Source organism: Rhizobium gallicum bv. gallicum R602sp, assembly GCF_000816845.1.
GTDB classification, from domain to species: Bacteria; Pseudomonadota; Alphaproteobacteria; order Rhizobiales; family Rhizobiaceae; genus Rhizobium; species Rhizobium gallicum.
The window spans coordinates 1353611-1372564 of the sequence record NZ_CP006880.1 but is presented as its reverse complement, the minus strand read 5'-3'; the positions used below and the strand labels follow the sequence as shown (position 1 = coordinate 1372564).

The 18954-nt window shown below is 61.4% G+C and carries 18 protein-coding genes and 1 riboswitch; of the genes, 10 read left to right on the top strand and 8 right to left on the bottom strand.

Annotated elements, in window-relative coordinates; translation table 11 throughout:
- The first annotated feature begins 154 nt into the window (after positions 1-154).
- From RGR602_RS29605 to RGR602_RS29565, 9 genes are all read left to right on the top strand, one after another.
- Positions 155-925, top strand: coding sequence for a GntR family transcriptional regulator (locus tag RGR602_RS29605; RefSeq protein WP_052451798.1), 771 nt, complete (start codon positions 155-157; stop codon positions 923-925).
- The gene (kduI, locus tag RGR602_RS29600) at positions 922-1758 is read left to right on the top strand and encodes a 5-dehydro-4-deoxy-D-glucuronate isomerase (RefSeq protein ID WP_040115569.1); all 837 of its coding nucleotides are present in this window, start codon (positions 922-924) and stop codon (positions 1756-1758) included. The genes RGR602_RS29605 and kduI overlap by 4 nt, the downstream gene beginning before the upstream one ends.
- A 5-nt stretch (positions 1759-1763) precedes the next feature.
- On the top strand, positions 1764-2519 hold the full coding sequence (kduD, locus tag RGR602_RS29595) for a 2-dehydro-3-deoxy-D-gluconate 5-dehydrogenase KduD (protein ID WP_040115568.1): 756 nt from the start codon (positions 1764-1766) through the stop codon (positions 2517-2519).
- 63 nt (positions 2520-2582) lie between these two features.
- Positions 2583-2694, top strand: a riboswitch (TPP riboswitch).
- A gap of 92 nt (positions 2695-2786) precedes the next feature.
- Positions 2787-4613: a phosphomethylpyrimidine synthase ThiC gene (gene thiC / locus RGR602_RS29590; RefSeq protein ID WP_040115567.1), complete on the top strand. Its 1827-nt coding sequence runs from the start codon at positions 2787-2789 to the stop codon at positions 4611-4613.
- 1 nt (position 4614) lies between these two features.
- On the top strand, positions 4615-5598 hold the full coding sequence (gene thiO / locus RGR602_RS29585; RefSeq protein ID WP_040115566.1) for a glycine oxidase ThiO: 984 nt from the start codon (positions 4615-4617) through the stop codon (positions 5596-5598).
- Positions 5595-5792: a sulfur carrier protein ThiS gene (gene thiS, locus RGR602_RS29580; protein WP_040115565.1), complete on the top strand. Its 198-nt coding sequence runs from the start codon at positions 5595-5597 to the stop codon at positions 5790-5792. Before thiO ends, thiS begins: the two co-directional genes overlap by 4 nt.
- A gap of 3 nt (positions 5793-5795) precedes the next feature.
- Positions 5796-6569 carry a thiazole synthase gene (locus RGR602_RS29575; protein WP_040115564.1) on the top strand — a complete coding sequence of 258 codons (774 nt, stop codon included), beginning with the start codon at positions 5796-5798 and terminating at the stop codon, positions 6567-6569.
- Positions 6566-7177: a thiamine phosphate synthase gene (locus tag RGR602_RS29570; protein WP_040115563.1), complete on the top strand. Its 612-nt coding sequence runs from the start codon at positions 6566-6568 to the stop codon at positions 7175-7177. The genes RGR602_RS29575 and RGR602_RS29570 overlap by 4 nt, the downstream gene beginning before the upstream one ends.
- Positions 7162-7587: a PIN domain-containing protein gene (locus RGR602_RS29565; protein WP_052451797.1), complete on the top strand. Its 426-nt coding sequence runs from the start codon at positions 7162-7164 to the stop codon at positions 7585-7587. Before RGR602_RS29570 ends, RGR602_RS29565 begins: the two co-directional genes overlap by 16 nt.
- Before the next feature lie 248 nt (positions 7588-7835).
- Here RGR602_RS29565 and lpdA read toward each other — a convergent pair whose 3' ends face one another.
- From lpdA to RGR602_RS29530, 7 genes are all read right to left on the bottom strand, one after another.
- Positions 7836-9233 (bottom strand): dihydrolipoyl dehydrogenase, encoded by a 1398-nt coding sequence (gene lpdA, locus RGR602_RS29560; protein WP_040115561.1) that lies wholly within the window; start codon positions 9231-9233, stop codon positions 7836-7838.
- Positions 9234-9238: 5 nt separating this feature from the next.
- The gene (locus RGR602_RS29555; protein ID WP_040115560.1) at positions 9239-10498 is read right to left on the bottom strand and encodes a dihydrolipoamide acetyltransferase family protein; all 1260 of its coding nucleotides are present in this window, start codon (positions 10496-10498) and stop codon (positions 9239-9241) included.
- Between the two features lie 3 nt (positions 10499-10501).
- Positions 10502-11515, bottom strand: coding sequence for an alpha-ketoacid dehydrogenase subunit beta (locus RGR602_RS29550; RefSeq protein WP_022717608.1), 1014 nt, complete (start codon positions 11513-11515; stop codon positions 10502-10504).
- Between the two features lies 1 nt (position 11516).
- Positions 11517-12749: a 3-methyl-2-oxobutanoate dehydrogenase (2-methylpropanoyl-transferring) subunit alpha gene (locus RGR602_RS29545; RefSeq protein WP_040115559.1), complete on the bottom strand. Its 1233-nt coding sequence runs from the start codon at positions 12747-12749 to the stop codon at positions 11517-11519.
- Positions 12750-12813: 64 nt separating this feature from the next.
- The gene (locus RGR602_RS29540) at positions 12814-13941 is read right to left on the bottom strand and encodes an acyl-CoA dehydrogenase family protein (protein WP_040115558.1); all 1128 of its coding nucleotides are present in this window, start codon (positions 13939-13941) and stop codon (positions 12814-12816) included.
- A 13-nt stretch (positions 13942-13954) separates the two neighbouring features.
- Positions 13955-15142, bottom strand: a complete 1188-nt coding sequence (locus RGR602_RS29535) for an acetyl-CoA C-acyltransferase (protein WP_040115557.1) — start codon at positions 15140-15142, stop codon at positions 13955-13957.
- A gap of 18 nt (positions 15143-15160) precedes the next feature.
- Positions 15161-15928, bottom strand: a complete 768-nt coding sequence (locus tag RGR602_RS29530; protein WP_040115556.1) for a 3-hydroxyacyl-CoA dehydrogenase — start codon at positions 15926-15928, stop codon at positions 15161-15163.
- 89 nt (positions 15929-16017) lie between these two features.
- Between RGR602_RS29530 and RGR602_RS29525 the strand changes: the two genes are divergently transcribed.
- On the top strand, positions 16018-17085 hold the full coding sequence (locus RGR602_RS29525) for an AraC family transcriptional regulator (RefSeq protein WP_040115555.1): 1068 nt from the start codon (positions 16018-16020) through the stop codon (positions 17083-17085).
- Between the two features lie 22 nt (positions 17086-17107).
- Here RGR602_RS29525 and RGR602_RS29520 read toward each other — a convergent pair whose 3' ends face one another.
- Positions 17108-18370, bottom strand: a complete 1263-nt coding sequence (locus tag RGR602_RS29520; protein ID WP_040115554.1) for a glycerate kinase type-2 family protein — start codon at positions 18368-18370, stop codon at positions 17108-17110.
- Positions 18371-18954 lie beyond the last annotated feature (584 nt).

Below are 18954 nucleotides of genomic sequence, written 5' to 3'. Positions count from 1 at the left end.
TTCACGCCGCCCCTTTTTATTCGCCCATCCATCGATCGATTTTCCGTTGCCCGCAGTCAGATACTAATATACTACTTCCGCGAAGGCCTGCGGGAGGGCAATCGGTGCAAGTCAATCGGTATTTCAAACTGCGATTTGACAAAACGCGTGGCCAATGAGCGAAGCACGCAAGAAGCGGTCCTTGGCGGGCGTAACCCAACTTTCCCATCAGCGTGCCGCAGCTCCTCGCGCCGCAACCCTGGTCTACGATGTCTTGCGCGACGACATCCTCTCGCTTCGGCGCAAGCCCATGGACTTGTTGAGCGAGAAGGAGTTGGAGGCGCATTTCGGCGTCAGCCGAACGCCGATCCGCGAGGCGATCTTACGTCTTTCCGACGATGGCCTCGTTGATATCTTTCCCCAGTCCGGCACGTTCGTCTCGCGCATTCCGCGCCGCGCTCTCTATGAAGCCATTCTTGTGCGCAAAGCCCTTGAGATAACCACCGTCGGCCATGCCGTCGACAAGATGACGCCAGCCGGCATCCGCCTGCTCGATCGCAATCTCGACGACCTTGGCGCCTGCCTTCGCAATGGCGACGTGGCGGCATTCCACCGGCTTGATATCGATTTCCACAAACTGATCAGCGATATCGCCGGCTTTTCCGGCATCTGGGCAATTATCGAGCAGGTCAAGGTGCACAGCGACCGTTACCGCCTCCTGACGTTGCCGCAGGATGGCCGTCTCGCCCGCGTCATCGAGGAGCATTCGACCGTCATCGGCTATATGCGCAGGGGCGACAAGAAGGGTGCCGTCGAGGCAATGGACCTCCATCTCGGCAGACTTCTGTACGAGGTCGAAAGGGCCGAAATCTGGGACCCGAATTACTTTATCGAAGATGCGAAGAAATCTTTGGTATGCACTGAAAAGAAAGGAAATTTTCAATGAAAGTCGACGTAAGACATGCTTCCCATCCCGAGGCCGTCCGCGCCTACGACACCGACACACTGCGACGCCACTTTCTTGTCGACACCGTCTTCGAAGGCGGCGAAATCAGGCTTACCTATTCGCATTACGACCGCATGGTGATCGGCGGCGCAATGCCGCTCGGCGCCGCGCTCACGTTGACGGCGCCAAAAGCAATCGGCCAGGAAACCTTCCTTGCCGAACGCGAACTCGGTGCGCTGAACATCGGGGGAGCAGGCCGCGTCCTGGTCGACGGCAAGGCGTACGACAGCGCGAAATACGATTGCCTATATATCGGCAAGGGCGCGGTGGACATCCGCTTCGAAAGTGCTGATGCCGGTAATCCCGCCAAATTCTACCTCGTTTCGACGCCGGCACATCAACCGCATCCCACGGTGCTATTGACGCGCGAACAGGCTCGGCATCTCACGTTTGGCGAAGCGGCAACTGCCAACAGGCGATCAATCTTCCAGTTCATCCATCCCGAGGTCTGCCAGTCCTGCCAGCTCACCATGGGACTGACCGTGCTGGAGCCGGGCAGCATCTGGAACACCATGCCGAGCCACATCCATGACCGTCGCATGGAAGCCTACCTGTACTTCGATCTCGATGCCGATCAGCGCATCTTCCATTTCATGGGCGAACCGCAGGAGACCCGGCACATGCTGGTTGCAAACGAGCAGGCGATCATCTCGCCTCCGTGGTCGATCCATTCAGGTGCTGGCACCAAGAATTACAGCTTCATCTGGGCGATGGCCGGTGACAACAAGAGCTTCACCGACATGGATCAGATCGCGATTGCAGATTTAAGGTAAGTCCAATGGCAAACCCATTTGATCTTTCCGGCCGCGTGGCCATTGTCACCGGCGCCAATACTGGCATAGGGCAGGGCATTGCGATGGCGCTTGCGCAAGCAGGTGCCTCGATTGCCGCCGTCGGCCGCTCGTCCATGGATGAAACCGAGGCGATGGTCACGGAGGCTGGCGCGCGCTTCCACGCCATCAACGCCGATCTTGGCACGATCGCGCCGGTAAAGCGCATCGTCGCCGAAACGCTCTCGGCCTTCGGTGCACTCGACATCCTCGTCAACAATGCCGGTATCATTCGCCGCGCCGATGCGATCGACTTCACCGAGGAAGACTGGGACGCAGTCATCGACACCAATCTCAAAACGGCCTTCTTCCTGGCTCAGGCCGCTGGCCGCCACATGATCGAAAAGGGCAGGGGCAAGATTATCAACATCGCCTCGCTGCTGTCCTTCCAAGGCGGCATCCGCATTCCGTCCTACACGGCCTCCAAGAGCGGCCTTGCCGGTGTCACAAGGCTGCTTGCCTGCGAATGGGCAGCCAAAGGCGTCAACGTCAACGCCATCGCGCCCGGCTACTTTGTCACCAACAACACGACGGCGCTCCGAGAAGATTTGGACCGCAGTACCGCCATTCTGGCACGCATCCCGGCAGGGCGGTGGGGAGTGCCCGCCGAACTCGGCGGTGCGGCGGTGTTTCTCGCCTCATCCGCGTCCGACTACGTCCACGGCACCGTCCTGCCGGTCGACGGCGGGTGGCTGGCACGCTGACTGCAAAGGAGGGTGACGTGAGCCGCTCGTCTTGACACCGGCGACACCCGACCTTAACCTTTGAACATTCACCAGGGGGGTCCCGGCAAGGGGCTGAGATACTGCTGTCGCGCGCAGTGACCCGTTGAACCTGATCCAGTTCATACTGGCGTAGGGACGGTGCGAGCGCTCGAAAGGCTTGGAATTCACGCGTGGAATCCATGCCGGCGTCTTTCCATCATTCCGGCTGAGGACTGGGTCTCCAATCACAACTTGGAGCCTCAAACCATGAATATTGCCGCAAAGACCATTACCCCGACCGTTACCACCGGCCCGTTGCCGGCATCCCGCAAAGTTTACGTTGCGGGAGATATCCATCCCGGCATTCGCGTGCCTATGCGCGAGATCAGCGTTCATCCGACCGCAGGCGAGCCGCCAGTCGCGGTCTATGATTCGTCTGGCCCTTATACGGTCGAGGGGGCCGATATTCGCATCGAAGAAGGCTTGCCTCAGCTTCGGCGCGACTGGGTGCTGGCCCGCGGCGACGTCGAGGCCTATCAGGGTCGCCACGTGCGCCCGGAAGACAATGGTTTTGCCAGCGGTGAGCGGCTGACGCCCGAATTTCCCGGCCAGCGCCAGCCGCTGCGGGCCAAGAATGGCAAGGCCGTCACCCAGCTTGCCTATGCGCGTGCCGGCATCATCACGCCGGAAATGGAATTCATCGCCATCCGCGAAAATCTCGGCCGAAAGGCTCAAGGCGAGGCCATAGTGCGCGACGGCGAAAGCTTCGGTGCCCATATCCCCGACTATGTCACACCGGAATTCGTCCGGCAGGAAGTGGCCGCAGGCCGCGCGATCATCCCCGCCAACATCAATCATCCGGAGGCCGAACCGATGATCATCGGTCGCAACTTCCTGGTGAAAATCAACGCCAATATCGGCAATTCCGCCGTCACTTCGTCGATGGCCGAAGAGGTCGAAAAGATGGTTTGGGCGGCGCGCTGGGGTGCCGATACGGTCATGGACCTTTCGACCGGCCGCAACATCCACAATATCCGCGAATGGATCATCCGCAATTCGCCATTGCCGATCGGTACCGTGCCGCTCTACCAGGCGCTGGAAAAGGTCGAAGGCGTTGCCGAGAACCTGACATGGGAGGTTTATCGTGACACGCTGATCGAACAGGCGGAACAGGGTGTCGACTATTTCACCATCCATGCCGGCGTGCGGCTCCACTATATCCCGCTGACCGTCAACCGGGTGACCGGAATCGTCTCGCGCGGCGGCTCGATCATGGCGAAGTGGTGTCTGCATCACCACCGTGAGAGTTTTCTTTACGAGCATTTCGAGGAGATCTGCGATATCTGCCGCGCCTATGATGTCTCCTTCTCGCTCGGCGACGGCCTGCGGCCGGGCTCGATTGCCGATGCCAATGACGCAGCGCAGTTCGCCGAGCTCGAAACCCTTGGCGAACTGACGAAGATTGCCTGGGAAAAGGACTGCCAAGTGATGATCGAAGGGCCAGGCCATGTTCCGATGCACAAGATCAAGGAAAACATGGACAAGCAGCTTGCCGTCTGCGGCGAGGCGCCCTTCTACACGCTCGGCCCTCTGACGACGGATATCGCACCCGGCTACGACCATATCACCTCAGGCATAGGAGCTGCGATGATTGGTTGGTTCGGGACGGCCATGCTTTGCTATGTCACGCCAAAGGAGCATCTGGGGTTGCCGGATCGCAATGATGTCAAGACCGGGGTGATCACCTACAAAATCGCAGCGCATGCCGCCGACCTCGCCAAGGGACATCCGGCCGCGCGTCTTCGCGACGACGCATTGTCCCGCGCCCGCTTCGAGTTCCGCTGGGAGGATCAGTTCAATCTCTCGCTAGACCCGGAAACAGCCCGCAGCTTCCATGACGAAACGCTGCCGAAAGAGGCGCACAAGGTCGCGCATTTCTGCTCGATGTGCGGCCCGAAATTCTGCTCCATGCGGATTTCGCACGACATTCGCGCCGAGGCGCAGAAGGAGGGCCTGGATGCGATGGCAGCAAAATTCCGAGAGGGCGGGGATCTCTACGTTCCAATCGAAGCACTTCAGCATTCGGGCGACTGAGATGCGCGTGCTTGTCAAAGGGGCCGGCGTTGCCGGCCTCTCGGTTGCCCATGCGCTTCAAGCCCGCGGTGCTGATGTGACGGTCGTGGATCCGAATGAGGGTTTCAGGGGTGCCGCATCCTGGTTTGCCGGCGGAATGCTGGCGCCTTGGTGCGAGCGGGAAAGTGCTGACGAAGCAGTGCTCTTACAGGGCCTCGACGCCGCCGACCGGTGGGAGGCGATGGTGCCGGGAGAAGTGCGACGCAATGGTACGCTCGTGGTCGCGCCGGCCCGCGATCTTGGTGAACTGCAACGCTTCGCCAGCCGCACGACCGGTTGTGAATGGCTCGATGGGAAGGCCATTGCCGGGCTGGAACCCGCCCTTGCCGGGCGCTTCCGGCAAGGCCTGTTCTTTCCTCGCGAAGCCCATCTTGATCCCCGCCGGGCGCTCGCAAGGCTGCGGGAGAGGCTTGCAACGCAGGGCGTGTCCTTCGTTCGAGATGCCGACGAGGTCAGCTTCGACGACTATGTCGACTGCACTGGTGCGGCGCAGATTGGCAAGGCCGGCGGACTTCGCGGTGTTCGCGGCGAGATGCTCTATCTCAAGACCCGGGAGGTGGACCTTTCCCGCCCGGTTCGCCTGCTGCATCCGCGCATCCCGCTCTACATCGTCCCTCGCAGCGACGGGCTTTTCATGGTCGGTGCCACGATGATCGAAACCGATTTCGACGGGCCGATTTCGGCACGCTCGTTGATGGAACTGCTGAACGCCGCCTACGCGCTTCATCCGGCCTTTGCAGACGCAACCGTCGTCGAGACCGGCGCCGGAATCCGCCCCGCCTTCGCCGATAACTTTCCCCGCGCCGTCCGCGACGCGAACACAGTATTCGTCAACGGCTTGTATCGTCACGGTTTTTTGCTGGCACCGGCAATGGCGGCCGAAGCTGTGGAGCTTGTATTCGGCAAACCCCAACAAGTAGGCCAACAAGAAGGGATGTTTTCATGAGACTGATCATCAATGGCGAGGCTCAGAATATCTGTGCCAAGACGCTTTCCGAGCTGCTGAGCCTGATGGAGTACGAAGGCGAGTGGCTCGCAACCGCCGTCAACGGCGAGCTCGTCCACCGGGAGGAGCGGGCGGGCCATACGCTTGACGAGAATGACCGGATAGAAATTCTGACCCCGATGCAGGGAGGTTGAGCCATGCTGAACCTTTATGGAGCCGAAATTGCGTCCCGCCTTCTTCTCGGAACGGCTCGCTATCCCTCACCGGCAATCTTGACTGAAGCCGTCCAGCGATCGCAGACCGCTATCGTCACCGTCTCTTTGCGGCGTGAAACCGCCGGCGGCCGGAACGGTGGTGGGTTTTTCGACATGATCCGGGCGCTCGGCGTACGTGTGCTGCCCAATACGGCCGGCTGCCATGGCGTCTCCGAAGCCGTGCTGACGGCGAAGATGGCGCGCGAGGTGTTTCAGACCAACTGGATCAAGCTGGAGGTGATCGGCAATCACGATACGCTGCAGCCCGATGTCTTTGGGCTGGTCGAAGCCGCGCGTATCCTCTCGGGTGAGGGCTTCGAAGTCTTTCCTTACACGACCGATGATCTTGTGGTGGCGGAACGCTTGCTGGAAGCGGGGTGCAAGGTTTTGATGCCCTGGTGCGCGCCGATCGGCAGTGCCGCCGGGCCGCTCAATCTCTCTGCCCTTCGAGCGATACGCGGGCATTTTCCCGAGGTGCCGCTGATCGTCGACGCCGGCATCGGCAGGCCCTCGCATGCAGCAACCGTCATGGAACTCGGCTTTGATGCGGTTCTTCTCAACACCGCTGTGGCGGGCGCCGGCGATCCTGTCTCCATGGCCGAGGCTTTTGCCAGGGCAATCGAGGCGGGCCATCAGGCATTCGGTGCCGGTATGTTGGAGCCGCGCGAGATGGCCGTGCCCTCGACGCCGGTCATCGGAACGGCGGTCTTTGCATGAGGCTCGATCCATTCTATCTGATTGTCGACAGCGCAGAGTGGATCGCCCGCTTGGTCCCGCTCGGCGTCAAGCTGGTTCAACTCCGCATCAAGGACCGGACCGAGGCAGAAATCCGTGCTGATATCCGCAACGCAAAGTCGATCTGCTCCGCGAATGGATGCCAGCTGATCATCAACGACTATTGGCAACTGGCGATCGAGGAGGGATGCGATTTCCTCCATCTGGGACAGGAGGATCTGGCCGGAGCCGATCTTTCCGCGATTCGTGAAGCCGGTCTGAAGCTCGGGCTCTCGACGCATGACGGAGCCGAGCTGGAGACAGCGCTCTCCGCAAGGCCGGACTATGTCGCGCTCGGCCCAATCTATGCGACGATCCTGAAGCAGATGAAATGGGCGCCGCAGGGGCTGGAACGACTCCGCGAATGGAAAATACGCATCGCCGGCCTGCCGCTTGTCGCCATCGGCGGGCTGAATGTCGATCGAATCGACGGCGTCTTTGCCCATGGCGCAGACAGCGCGGCCGTTGTGACCGACATTACGCTCAACAGCGATCCAGAGGCAAGAACGAGGCAGTGGCTAAAGGCCACCGCCAGATGGAGAAGCTCATAAATTTGCTCGCAACCGGCGGCCACTCCTACGTCGAGGCGTTCACAGCATGGATGCGCGCCCATAGTGACCGGCTTTATCTTTCGACGATCACCATTGCCGAGATCGAGGCAGGCGTTGCTCGAGCCGTCAGGATCGCAACGACGACGAAGGCGGAGAACTTAGGCCGCTGGCTATCGGCGGTGGAACATTTCTATGCGGGGCGCATCCTGCCGTTCGGCATCGAGGAGGCGCGTCATGCCGGCCTGCTTCTCGACCGGGCGCGTGCCCATGATCCCGGCTTCGAGGACATCGCAATTGCCGCCACCGCCGCCGCGCACGGTCTCACCGTTCTGACGGCCAATGAGCGCCATTTCAAGCCGCTCGGTGTGCCGCTCGCCAATCCCTTGAAGCAGTTGCCGACCATGCAATGATCGGCCGTATCGTGACCGACCGGCGTATCCCGGCGGAGTGCTTCCCGTCTTTGTTTCGTCTCCCCTTTCGGGGAGCACTTTACCAAAAGCCGCGAGAAAGCCAGACGACGTCTTCCCGACCGAAAGCCACTGTTGCCGTGCTCACAAGACGCGATTCCCGGCTCGTACGGAAATGGAAGATGCAAGAACTAGGCTCTGACATCGGCGCGCTAGTCCCACGCAATCTACGGACCGTTCGCAACTACACGTCATGTGTGCAATGCATGGCCGAGTGCCTTAAGGGCTGCTTCCTGGATGGCTTCACTGCGTGTCGGATGGGCATGGATCGTACCGGCGATATCCTCGAGGCGCGCGCCCATCTCCATGGCGTGCGCGAAGGTGGCCGAAAGCTCCGAAACCCCGGCGCCGACGGCCTGAAGGCCGAGGACAAGATTGCTGTCGGCGCGAGCCACGACACGCACGAAGCCTTCGTCCGAATGCATCGTCATGGCGCGGCCGTTGGCGCTGAAGGGAAATTGGCCGACGCGGATCTCATAGCCCTGAGCACGGGCCTCGCCGGGGGAAAGACCCGCCGTCACGATCTCCGGGTCCGTGAAGCAAACTGCCGGAATGCAGCGCTTGTCCCAGGCACGCTTCCGGCCGGCCACAATCTCGGCCACCATTTCGCCCTGCGCCATGGCGCGGTGGGCAAGCATCGGCTCGCCGGTGACATCGCCGATCGCATATATGCCCCGCATCGACGTGCGGCAGCGCTCGTCGATGCGCAGGTAAGGCCCTGAACGATCTAGATCGAGCTCTTCCAGCCCCGATCCTGTGGTTTTCGGCTTGCGTCCGACGGTGACCAGGATGCGGTCGGCCGGCAGCTGTTGTTCCTGACTATCCGCCGCCTCGACAAAGAGTGCATTTCCGTCGCCAGAGAGCCCCTTGGCTTTTGCACTGGTCAGCACGCGAATGCCGAGCTCTCCGAGCTTGCGTAGCACAGGGCGCACGAGATCGGCATCATATTGCGGCAGGATCTGCGGCAGTGCTTCGACAACGGTCACCTCGGAGCCCATCTTGGCAAAGGCGGTGCCGAGCTCGAGGCCGATATAGCCGCCGCCGACAACCACAAGCTTCTCCGGCAGATCCTTAAGCGACAAGGCCTCGGTTGAGGAAATGACGCGACCACCGAAGGGAAGACTTGCAAGGTCGACCGGCTCCGAGCCGGTGGCGATGACCACGGTGTCGGCGCGAATGATCTGCGCACCCGTTTCCGTCTCCACCTCCACGGTCTTGCCGTCGCGAAAAACCGCGCGTCCGTGGACGATCTTGACATTCGCCTTATGAAGCAGCGTTGAGACACCGCTGGTGAGCCGGCCAACGATACCATCCTTCCAACCGATGGTTTTCGCCAGGTCGATGGCAGCATCCGCCACACGGATGCCGATCGGGCTCCTTCCGGCAGCCATGCGGCGGACTACGGCGAACTCTTCTGCCGCATGAATTAGCGCCTTGGACGGGATGCAGCCGACATTCAGGCAGGTTCCGCCAGGTTTGCTCTCCTCCACGATGACGGTGTCGATGCCGAGCTGGCCAGCCCGGATGGCGCAGACATAGCCTCCAGGACCGGCGCCGATGACGAGGAGCTTGCAGACGATCTCTTTCATAAAACTCAGCTTTCGATGAAAATGAGTGCCGGCGTTTCGAGAAGAACCCGGACGCGCTGGACGAAGGTGGCAGCATCCCATCCGTCTACGATGCGATGGTCGAAGCTTGAGGAGAGGTTCATCATCTTCCGCGGCACGAACTGCGTGCCGTCCCAGACCGGACGGACGGCGATCTTGTTGACGCCGATGATGGCAACTTCGGGATGATTGATCACAGGCGTCGAGACGATGCCGCCGAGCGCGCCGAGCGAACTGATGGTGATCGTCGAGCCGCCGAGCTCATCACGCGTCGCTGAACCCGTGCGCGCCGCCTCCGCAAGCCGGTTCATCTCGCTGGCGCAATCCCAGATGCCGCGCGCCTCCGTATGTCGCACGACAGGCACCACCAGCCCGGCGGGCGTCTGCGCTGCAATGCCGATGTGGACGGCCCCATGACGGGTGAGTACGCCTGTATGATCGTCGAAGGTAGCGTTGAGGTTTGGCTGTTCAGCAACCGCCTTGACGATTGCCCGCATCAGGAAAGGCAGGACGGTAAGCTTCGGCTGTTCCGGCTTGCGGTCGCGGTTCATTGTGGCTCTCAGTTCCTCCAGCGCCGTCATGTCGATCTCCTCGACATAGGTAATGTGGGGAATGCGGGAGGCTGACAGCGACATCTTCTCGGCAATGCGCCGGCGAAGGCCGGTAAGTTTGATCTCTTCTGTCGTAGTCTTTCTTCCTGGAACCACTTGCGCCGGGAAGGGGGCCGCGCCGTGCGCGAAAAACTGGTCGATATCCTCGCGCAGGATACGGCCGGCAGGACCGCTTCCCGTCACCTGCCTGAGATCGATGCCGTTCTCCCGGGCAAAGAGCCGGACGGCAGGGGAGGCGAGCGGCTTTTCGGCGGGCACCGCAACAATTTCACGAGGCGCGGTAGCGGCTTTCGGTACCGTTCCCTTTGTGAGATCTAATGCAGGCAACGGTGGCTCAAGAGCTTTCGCGGGCGTTACAGCCGCAGGGATTTCGGTTCGAATCTCGCCGCCTTCACCGGCCGTCTCGATGCGCACCAAAGGCGCCTTCACGGCGACCCGGTCGCCGATCTCCGCCCCTAGCCAGACGACGATGCCGGTAACGGGAGAAGGGATTTCGACCGTCGCCTTATCCGTCATGACGGCGGCGATCACCATGTCCTCGCGCACGGGATCACCGGCCTTTACGTGCCATTCGACAAGTTCAGCCTCGGCCACCCCTTCGCCGACATCGGGCATCTTGATCGTAAACTCGCCCATGGCTTACGCCTCCATCACTTCTGCAAGTGCCCGCCCGACGCGCGCAGGCCCGGGGAAATAGTCCCATTCCTGTGCGTGCGGATAGGGCGTGTCCCAACCGGCGACACGCATGACCGGCGCTTCCAGATGGTAGAAACAATGCTCCTGCACGAGCGACACCACTTCGGCACCAAAGCCGGACGTAAGCGTTGCCTCATGGACGACGACGCAGCGGCCGGTCTTCGTGACCGACTGTACGATGGTATCGAGATCGAGTGGCAAGAGGCTTCGTAAATCGATGACTTCGGCATCAATGCCGGCATCCTCCGCAGCTGCAAGCGCTACATGCACCATGGTGCCATAGGCAATGACTGTCACGGCAGATCCCAACCGCCTGATCTCGGCCCTGCCGATCGGGACGGTATAGTGTCCCTCAGGTACTTCGCCGAGGTCATGTTTCGACCAGGGGGTCACAGGGCGCTCGTGATGACCGTCGAAGGGACCGTTGTAGAGCCGCTTCGGCTCCAGGAACATCACCGGATCCGGATCCTCGATGGACGAGATGAGCAGGCCCTTGGCATCAAAAGGGTTGGAAGGCACGACAACCTTCAGGCCGCAGACATGGGTAAAGAGCGCCTCCGGGCTTTGGCTGTGCGTCTGACCGCCGAAGATACCGCCGCCGGTTGGCATACGCAGCACGATGGGGCAGGTGAAATCCCCGTTCGAGCGGTAACGGATGCGGGCGGCCTCTTGAGTGATCTGGTCGTAGGCAGGATACATGTAATCGGCAAATTGGATTTCGACGCAGGGCTTTAACCCGTAAGCCGCCATGCCGATCGCCGTTCCGACGATGCCGGATTCGCTGATCGGCGTATCGAAGCAGCGGGTCTTGCCGTATTTAGCCTGAAGCCCTTGCGTGCAGCGGAAAACACCGCCGAAGTAACCGACGTCCTCGCCGAACACCACGACGCTGTCGTCGCGGGCCATCGAAACGTCCATGGCACTGCGCACGGCCTCAATCATCGTCATTCTGGCCATCTCAGTATCCCGCTTTCTGCCGCTGGCGGCGAATATGCGGCGGCATCTCGGCATAGACGCCCTCGAAGATGTCGCGCACGGAAGGTCTGCCGCCGGCATGCAGTGTGCCGTGCTGCTCTGCCTTTCTTTGCGCCTCGATCACCTCGTCGATGATCTCAGCCTCCGCCTGAAGATGACGTTCTTCGGACCAGACGCCCCTGACGATCAGATGCTTTTTCAGGCGAAGAACCGGATCGCCAAGCGGCCAGGCCTCAGACTCCGTCTTCGGACGATAAGCGCTCGGATCGTCCGACGTCGAATGGGCGCCGACGCGATAGGTCACATATTCGATCAGCGTCGGACCGAGATTCCGCCTGGCGCGCTCGGCTGCCCAGCAGGCAACGGCATGGACGGCGAGATAGTCGTTGCCGTCGACACGCAGTGCCGGGATGCCGAAGCCGAGACCGCGGGCAGCGAAAGTACCGGAGCCACCGCGGGCGATGCCCTGGAACGTCGAGATCGCCCATTGATTGTTGACGATATTGAGGATCACTGGAGCCTTGTACGTGGAGGCGAAAACCAACGCGGAGTGAAAGTCGGATTCGGCTGTCGAGCCATCGCCGATCCAACCGGCGGCGATTTTGCTGTCGTTCTTGATGGCCGACGCCATCGCCCAGCCGACTGCCTGAACATATTGCGTCGCGAGATTTCCGGAGATCGTGAAGAAACCGTGGTCCTTCGAGGAATACATGATCGGCAGCTGCCGGCCGTGCAGCGGGTCGCTCTCATTCGAGTAGATCTGGTTCATCATCTCGACCATCGGATAGTCGTCGGCGATCAACAGTCCCGCCTGGCGATAGGTCGGAAAGTTCATATCGCCCTTGCGCAACGCCTTGCGGAAGGCGCAGCTGACGGCTTCCTCCCCGAGATGCTGCATGTAGAAGGATGTCTTTCCCTGGCGCTGCGCCATCAGCATGCGGGCGTCAAAGGCCCTGAGCTTCATCATGTGGCGAAGGCCGGTGAGCAGTTCGCCGTCCGAAAGCATGCCCGACCACGGGCCGACGGCCTCACCGTCGCGATTAAGGACGCGGATGATCGAATAGGCGAGCTCGCGGATGTCCTCAGACGCGACATCGACCTCAGGGCGCGGCACAGCGCCTGCCTTGGCGATCTTGACGTTGGAAAAATCAGGCTGGCCGCCCGGACGGACGGCGGGTTCGGGGACATGCAAGCTCAGTTGAGCGAATTCCGCCATATGGTCTCATTCCTCCCTTTGCCGTCCGCTCCTCTCCTCCAGGAGGGGACAGCGCATCCTTGGTTTACAGATTGCGCGCAATCACCATGCGCTGCACATCGCTCGTTCCTTCATAAATCTGACAGATGCGGACATCCCGGTAGATCCGCTCGACCGGATAATCGGCCATATAGCCGTAGCCGCCATGGATCTGGATCGCGTCGGAGCAGACCCTCTCTGCCATTTCGGAGGCAAAGAGCTTCGCCATCGAGGCTTCGGAAAGACACGGCAGGCCGCTTTCGCGCAATGCCGCTGCATGGAAGACGAGCTGGCGCGCGGCCTCGATCTGCGTCGCCATGTCGGCAAGACGGAAGGCGACGGCCTGGTGCTCGATGATCGGTTTGCCAAAAGCGACACGCTCGAGCGCATAGTCGCGCGCCGCCTCATAGGCCGCGCGTGCCATGCCAACCGCCTGCGCGGCAATGCCGATCCGCCCGCCTTCGAGATTGGCCAGCGCGATGCGGTATCCTTCCCCTTCCGCGCCGAGCCTGAGTTCAGCGGGGATGAGCATGCCGTTGAAGGCGATCTGGCAGGTATCGGTCGAATGGAGGCCAAGCTTTTCTTCGACACGGATGACTTCGTAACCGGGTGTATCGGTCGGCACAATGAAAGCGGTGATACCCTTCTTGCCGGCTTCGGGATCGGTGACCGCGAAGACGATGATCATCTGGCCATTCTTGCCCGAGGTGATGAACTGCTTGGCGCCGTCGAGCACATAATGATCGCCGTTGCGGCGCGCGCGGCTGCGCAGGTTTGAGGCATCGGAGCCTGCCTGCGCCTCGGTCAGTGCGAAACCTCCGATCCATTCGCCGCTCGCGAGCCTCGGCAAGAAGTGCTGCTTCTGTTCTTCATTGCCGAATTTCAGGATCGGCACGCAGGCAACCGAGCTATGGACGCTCATGATGGTCGAGCACGGCCCGTCGCCGGCGGCGATCTCCTCGAGCGCGGCAGCATAGGCGACAGTGCCGGTGTCGGAGCCTCCAAAGGCTTCCGGAACGAGCATGCCAAGCAGACCGAGCTCGCCCATCTCGTTCAGTTCCTCGCGAGGGAAGGAGTGATCGCGATCGCGGGCGGCGGCGCCCGGTGCCAGGCGCTCGCGGGCGAAATCGCGCGCCAGATCGCGAATTTGCTGCTGCAGGTCGGAAAGGATCATCCGGGTTCCTCCCTTAGTGCCGTTCGAGGGCGACCGCAGTTGCCTCGCCGCCGCCGATGCAAAGTGCGGCCATGCCGCGCTTCAGGTCGTATCGCTCAAGAGCCGCAAGCAGCGTGACAATGATACGTGCTCCCGATGCACCGATCGGATGGCCAAGCGCACAGGCACCGCCATGCACGTTGACCTTGTCGTGCGGCAGGTGGAGATCGCGCATCGCAGCCATGGCGACGACCGCGAAAGCCTCGTTGATTTCGAAAAGATCGACTGTATCAAACGACCAGCCGGCGCGATCGGAAAGCTTCTCAAGAGCACCGATCGGCGCGGTCGCAAAGAGATTGGGCGCCTGCGAATGGGTGGCGTGGGCAGTGATCGTGGCAAGCGTCTCCAATCCGCGGCGTTCGGCCTGGGAGCGGCGCATGAGGACCAGCGCCGCTGCACCATCGGAAATCGAGCTCGAATTAGCAGCGGTCACGGTTCCGCCGTCGCGGAAGGCAGGCTTCAGTGCCGGAATCTTTTCAAGTTTTGCCTTGCCCGGCTGTTCGTCGTGCGCAACCGTCAGTTCGCTTTTGCCGGTCTTGATGGTCACCGGTGTGATCTCTTCATCGAAATAGCCGGCCTCGATCGCCTTTTGCGCCCGCGTCAGCGAGGCGATCGCATAGCTATCCTGTTCGGCGCGTGTGAATTGATAGGCCTCGGCGCAGTCTTCCGCGAAAGTGCCCATCAAACGTCCCTTGTCATAAGCATCCTCAAGCCCGTCGAGGAACAGATGATCGACAACGCGCCCGTGGCCGAGCCGGTAGCCGCTACGTGCCCGATCCAGGAGATAGGGCGCATTCGTCATGCTTTCCATCCCGCCGGCGATGGTGACCGAGGCACTTCCAGCGGCAATGAGGTCATGAGCAATCATCGTCGCTTTCATGCCGGAGCCGCACATCTTGTTAATGGTGCTGGCGCCGGTCGAAAAGGCAAGGCCAGCGCCGATGGCCGCCTGTCTCGCCGGCGCCTGGCCCTGGCCGGCCGGTAGGACGCAGCCAAACACCACTTCATCAACGGCCCCCGCCTCGACGCGGCTGCGTTCAAGTGCGGCCCGTATTGCGGCAGCTCCAAGCGCGGGCGCCGTAGCATCCTTGAGCTCGCCCTGAAATCCGCCGATCGGGGTGCGTGCCGAGCCGACAATCACGACAGGATCCTGCAATTGCATTTTAGTCCTCCCTGACGCCTAACGCGCGCCCATCCGCAATGCGCCGTCGAGACGAATGACTTCGCCGTTCAGCATGCTGTTCTCACATATATGGCGCACCAGGGCGGCGAATTCAGCAGGCCGGCCGAGCCGCGGCGGGAAGGGCACGCTCCTGCCGAGTGATTCACGAACCTCAGACGGCATGCCTGCCATCATCGGTGTTTCGAAGATGCCGGGAGCAATTGACACGACGCGAATACCGTGGCGGGCAAGCTCGCGGGCAATTGGCAGCGTCATGGCGGCCACACCGCCCTTGGAGGCGGAATAGGCCGCCTGGCCGATCTGGCCGTCGAAGGCGGCAACCGAGGCTGTATTGATGATGACGCCGCGCTCGCCTTCGCTATCCGGCTCCTGTTGCTGAATGGCCGACGCGGCGAGGCGGGTCATGTTGAAGGTGCCGATCAGATTGATGCCGATCGCTTGCGAAAAGCTCTCGAGCCGATGCGGCCCATCGCGTCCAATGACCTTTTCGGCCGGCGCAACGCCGGCGCAGTTGACGAGCCCACGCAGGCCACCGAAGGTATCGAGCGCAGCGGCGACAAGGCGCGCACCATCTACCTCGCTCGTCACGTCGGCACACAGGTATGAAACCTGCGTGCCGAGCTCTGCGGCGACCATCTTGCCTGCCTCTTCATTAAGATCCGCAATGACGACGCGCGCCCCGTCTTCGACCAGCATCCGCACGGTTGCTGCGCCGAGACCGGATCCGCCGCCGGTGACGATAAAGGTTCCTCCACGAATCAGCATGGATCATCTCCCACAGCCCTACGATGCTCCTCTCATGTAGCGCCCAGCCAGAATAGCACGGACTTTATGTCGTCCCACTATTGCAAGCGATGACAGAACTGCTTCATATTTTTGGACAATTTTGCCATATGGAGGGGAAGGGGATGACTGAACTTGAAAGGCGCATGATCGCACCGGGATTCGTCGAAGAGGCACTCGAAAGCCTGCGCCGGATGGGAAAACCGACAGCCCCGCTCATTGCTGCGCTCGGACTGCCTCAGGACGACGACCAGCCGATATCTTCCGAGCGCTACGGTGCACTGTGGCTCGCGATTGCGGCCGAGCTCGATGACGAATTTTTCGGAATGGCCGGAAGGCCCATGCGCAGCGGAAGCTTCACGCTGCTCTGCCACTGCGTGCTGCACGCACGAAGCCTCGGCCAGGCGTTACACCGGGCACTGCGCTTCCTCAATGTCGTCCTCGAGGATCCGCGCGGCAAACTCGTCGTTCGCGACGGCTTGGCTGAGATCGAGCTTGCGGATGCCGGCAGGCCTCGCTCGGCTTTCGCCTATCGCACCTACTGGATCATTTTGCATGGTATCACGTGCTGGCTGGTGGGCCGCCGGATCCCCCTCCGGCTCGTCGATTTTCGCTGTGATGAGCCGAAACAGGGAGCTGATTACCGGCTCTTCTTCGGTGCCCCCGTCAGGTTCTCTCAACCCGTCAGCCGGCTGGGTTTCGACAGCGCCATGCTGGACCTTTCGGTTTCGCGGACCGAGCAGGCACTAAAACAGTTCCTGCGTGGCGCACCGGCGAACATCCTCGTGCGCTATCGCTATGATGCCGGGCTCGCTTCCAGTGTCCGCCGGAGGCTGAGCAGGCTGCCGCCGGCTGCCTGGTCGAACTTCGTGGACCTTGCGGCCGACATGCGCATGCCGGTTTCCACCCTGCGTCATCGCCTGAGTGACGAAGGGCAGAGCTATGCCGGCATAAAGGACGATATCCGCCGCGATATGGCCGTGGACATGCTGCTCAATACGCCAAAGACGATCGGCGACATCGCCACACAACTCGGCTATTCCGAACCCAGCGCATTTTTCCGGGCGTTCCGCAAATGGATGTCGACCAGCCCGGATGCTTTCCGCCGGGAAAGCAGGCAAGCGGTGCCGACAATGTAGACGCCGGCGCCTGGCTTCGCCATCAGCGAACCAAGATCGCCCTGAAATCGTTGACGTTGGTGCCTGTCGGGCCAGTCTCGAAGAGGTCGCCGATAGCCTGGAAGGCCGAATAGCTGTCATTGCCATCAAGCAGGCGGCGGGGATCGAGGCCGGCTTCGCGCAGGCGCCTGACGGTGGTGCCGTCGGCAAATGCGCCGGCGTTGTCTTGCGAGCCGTCGATCCCGTCGGTGTCTGCTGCCAGGAGGTGGATGTCGTATCCGTCGATTGCGAGTGCGGCGGCAAGCGCAAATTCCCCGTTGCGCCCGCCTCTGCCGCCCTTGGCGCGGAGTGTCACGGTTGTCTCTCCGCCCGAGAGGATGACCGCAGGCTTTTCGAATGGTCGGTTGCGGCCAAGAACCTCACGGGCTATGGCCGCGTGCACCAGTGCAGCGTCACGGGATTCGCCCTCGATCGAATCCGACAGGATCACGGGGGTGATGCCGTTGGACTTGGCCAGTTGAGCGGCGGCCTCGAGCGACACACCGGCCGAAGCGATGATGTGATGTTCGTGTCCGGCAAAGATCGGATCGTCCCGAAGGGGCGCGTCTGCGGCCGGGGAGCTCAGGTGATCGAGCGCTGCCTTGGGAAGCTGGAGGCCATATTGCCGGACGACCTCGATAGCCTCATACCGGGTGGAGCGATCGGGAACGGTGGGTCCTGAGGCGACATGGGCGGGATTGTCTCCCGGGATATCCGATACGATGAGGCTGACGACGCGCGCTTTCGTGGCCGCCGCGAGCCGCCCGCCCTTGATGGTGGATAGATGCTTGCGCACGACGTTCATGGCCGAGATCGGCGCTCCGGAAGCCAGCAGCCTTTCATTAAGCGCGATCTCATCTTCAAGCGTCAGGCCTTCGGGCGGGGCGGGCAGAAGCGCCGAGCCACCACCGCAGATCAGCGCGATCACGAGATCGTCTGCCGTCAGATCTTTCAGCGCTTCGACCAACCGCTTCGATGCGGAAAGACCAGCGGCATCCGGCACCGGATGGGCGGCTTCGATGATGTCGATCTTCTTTGTTTCGCAGCCGTAGCCGTAGCGCGTCACGACCACGCCATCGAGCGGCGCGTCCCAGACGCTTTCAAGCGCGCGAGCCATTTGCGCTGCCCCCTTGCCCGCGCCGATCACCACCGTTCGGCCTTTTGGCTTCGCAGGCAGATGCGCCTTGATGCCCGACAAGGGATCGGCGGCACGGACAGCGGCGTGAAACAGCGATGTCAAAAAGGTGCGGGGGGATGAAACAGCCACAAGTAATCTTTCGAATCTGCATTGCCGGACGCGTTAACACGTCCTGTCTTCAAGCAGCAGCTTCCAAGAGATTGCTCGCTTAGGCAAGGCAGGTTCGACCAATTTTGTGTATTCGCGAGAACGCATCGATCGCATGATCCCCGGTTGTCGTTGACCTTAAGAAAATCGCATCATCCGCTAGGAACGACATTCGTGCCGGCTTTACGCTTACTGCCAAGACAAGGATCCGTGACTTCGTGAAGGTTTCTCAAAGCGGCGCTGAGGCTTATGTCACGGAGCCCTAGCGTTCGACGGGCTGGCTGCACGGACCGAGGCTCAGTGCAGACACCGCCCAACACTCAAACGCACTGATCTCTCTGGCCGGTTATTCACACCCCATCAGGCGTTGTTTCAGGCGGTCGCTATCAAACAAAGTGGACTAGTCTAGGTCACCGACTCATAAAGCGCATCCAGATTTTGGCTGAGCCGAGTTTGACGAGAGCAAGGTAGTTTTCGCTTCAACGGCAACCCCCGTGTTCCCGATCGTCGACCGGTTCGGCACCGGCTACGTCACCATGGATCAGGTGCGCCAGCACTGAGCCGAT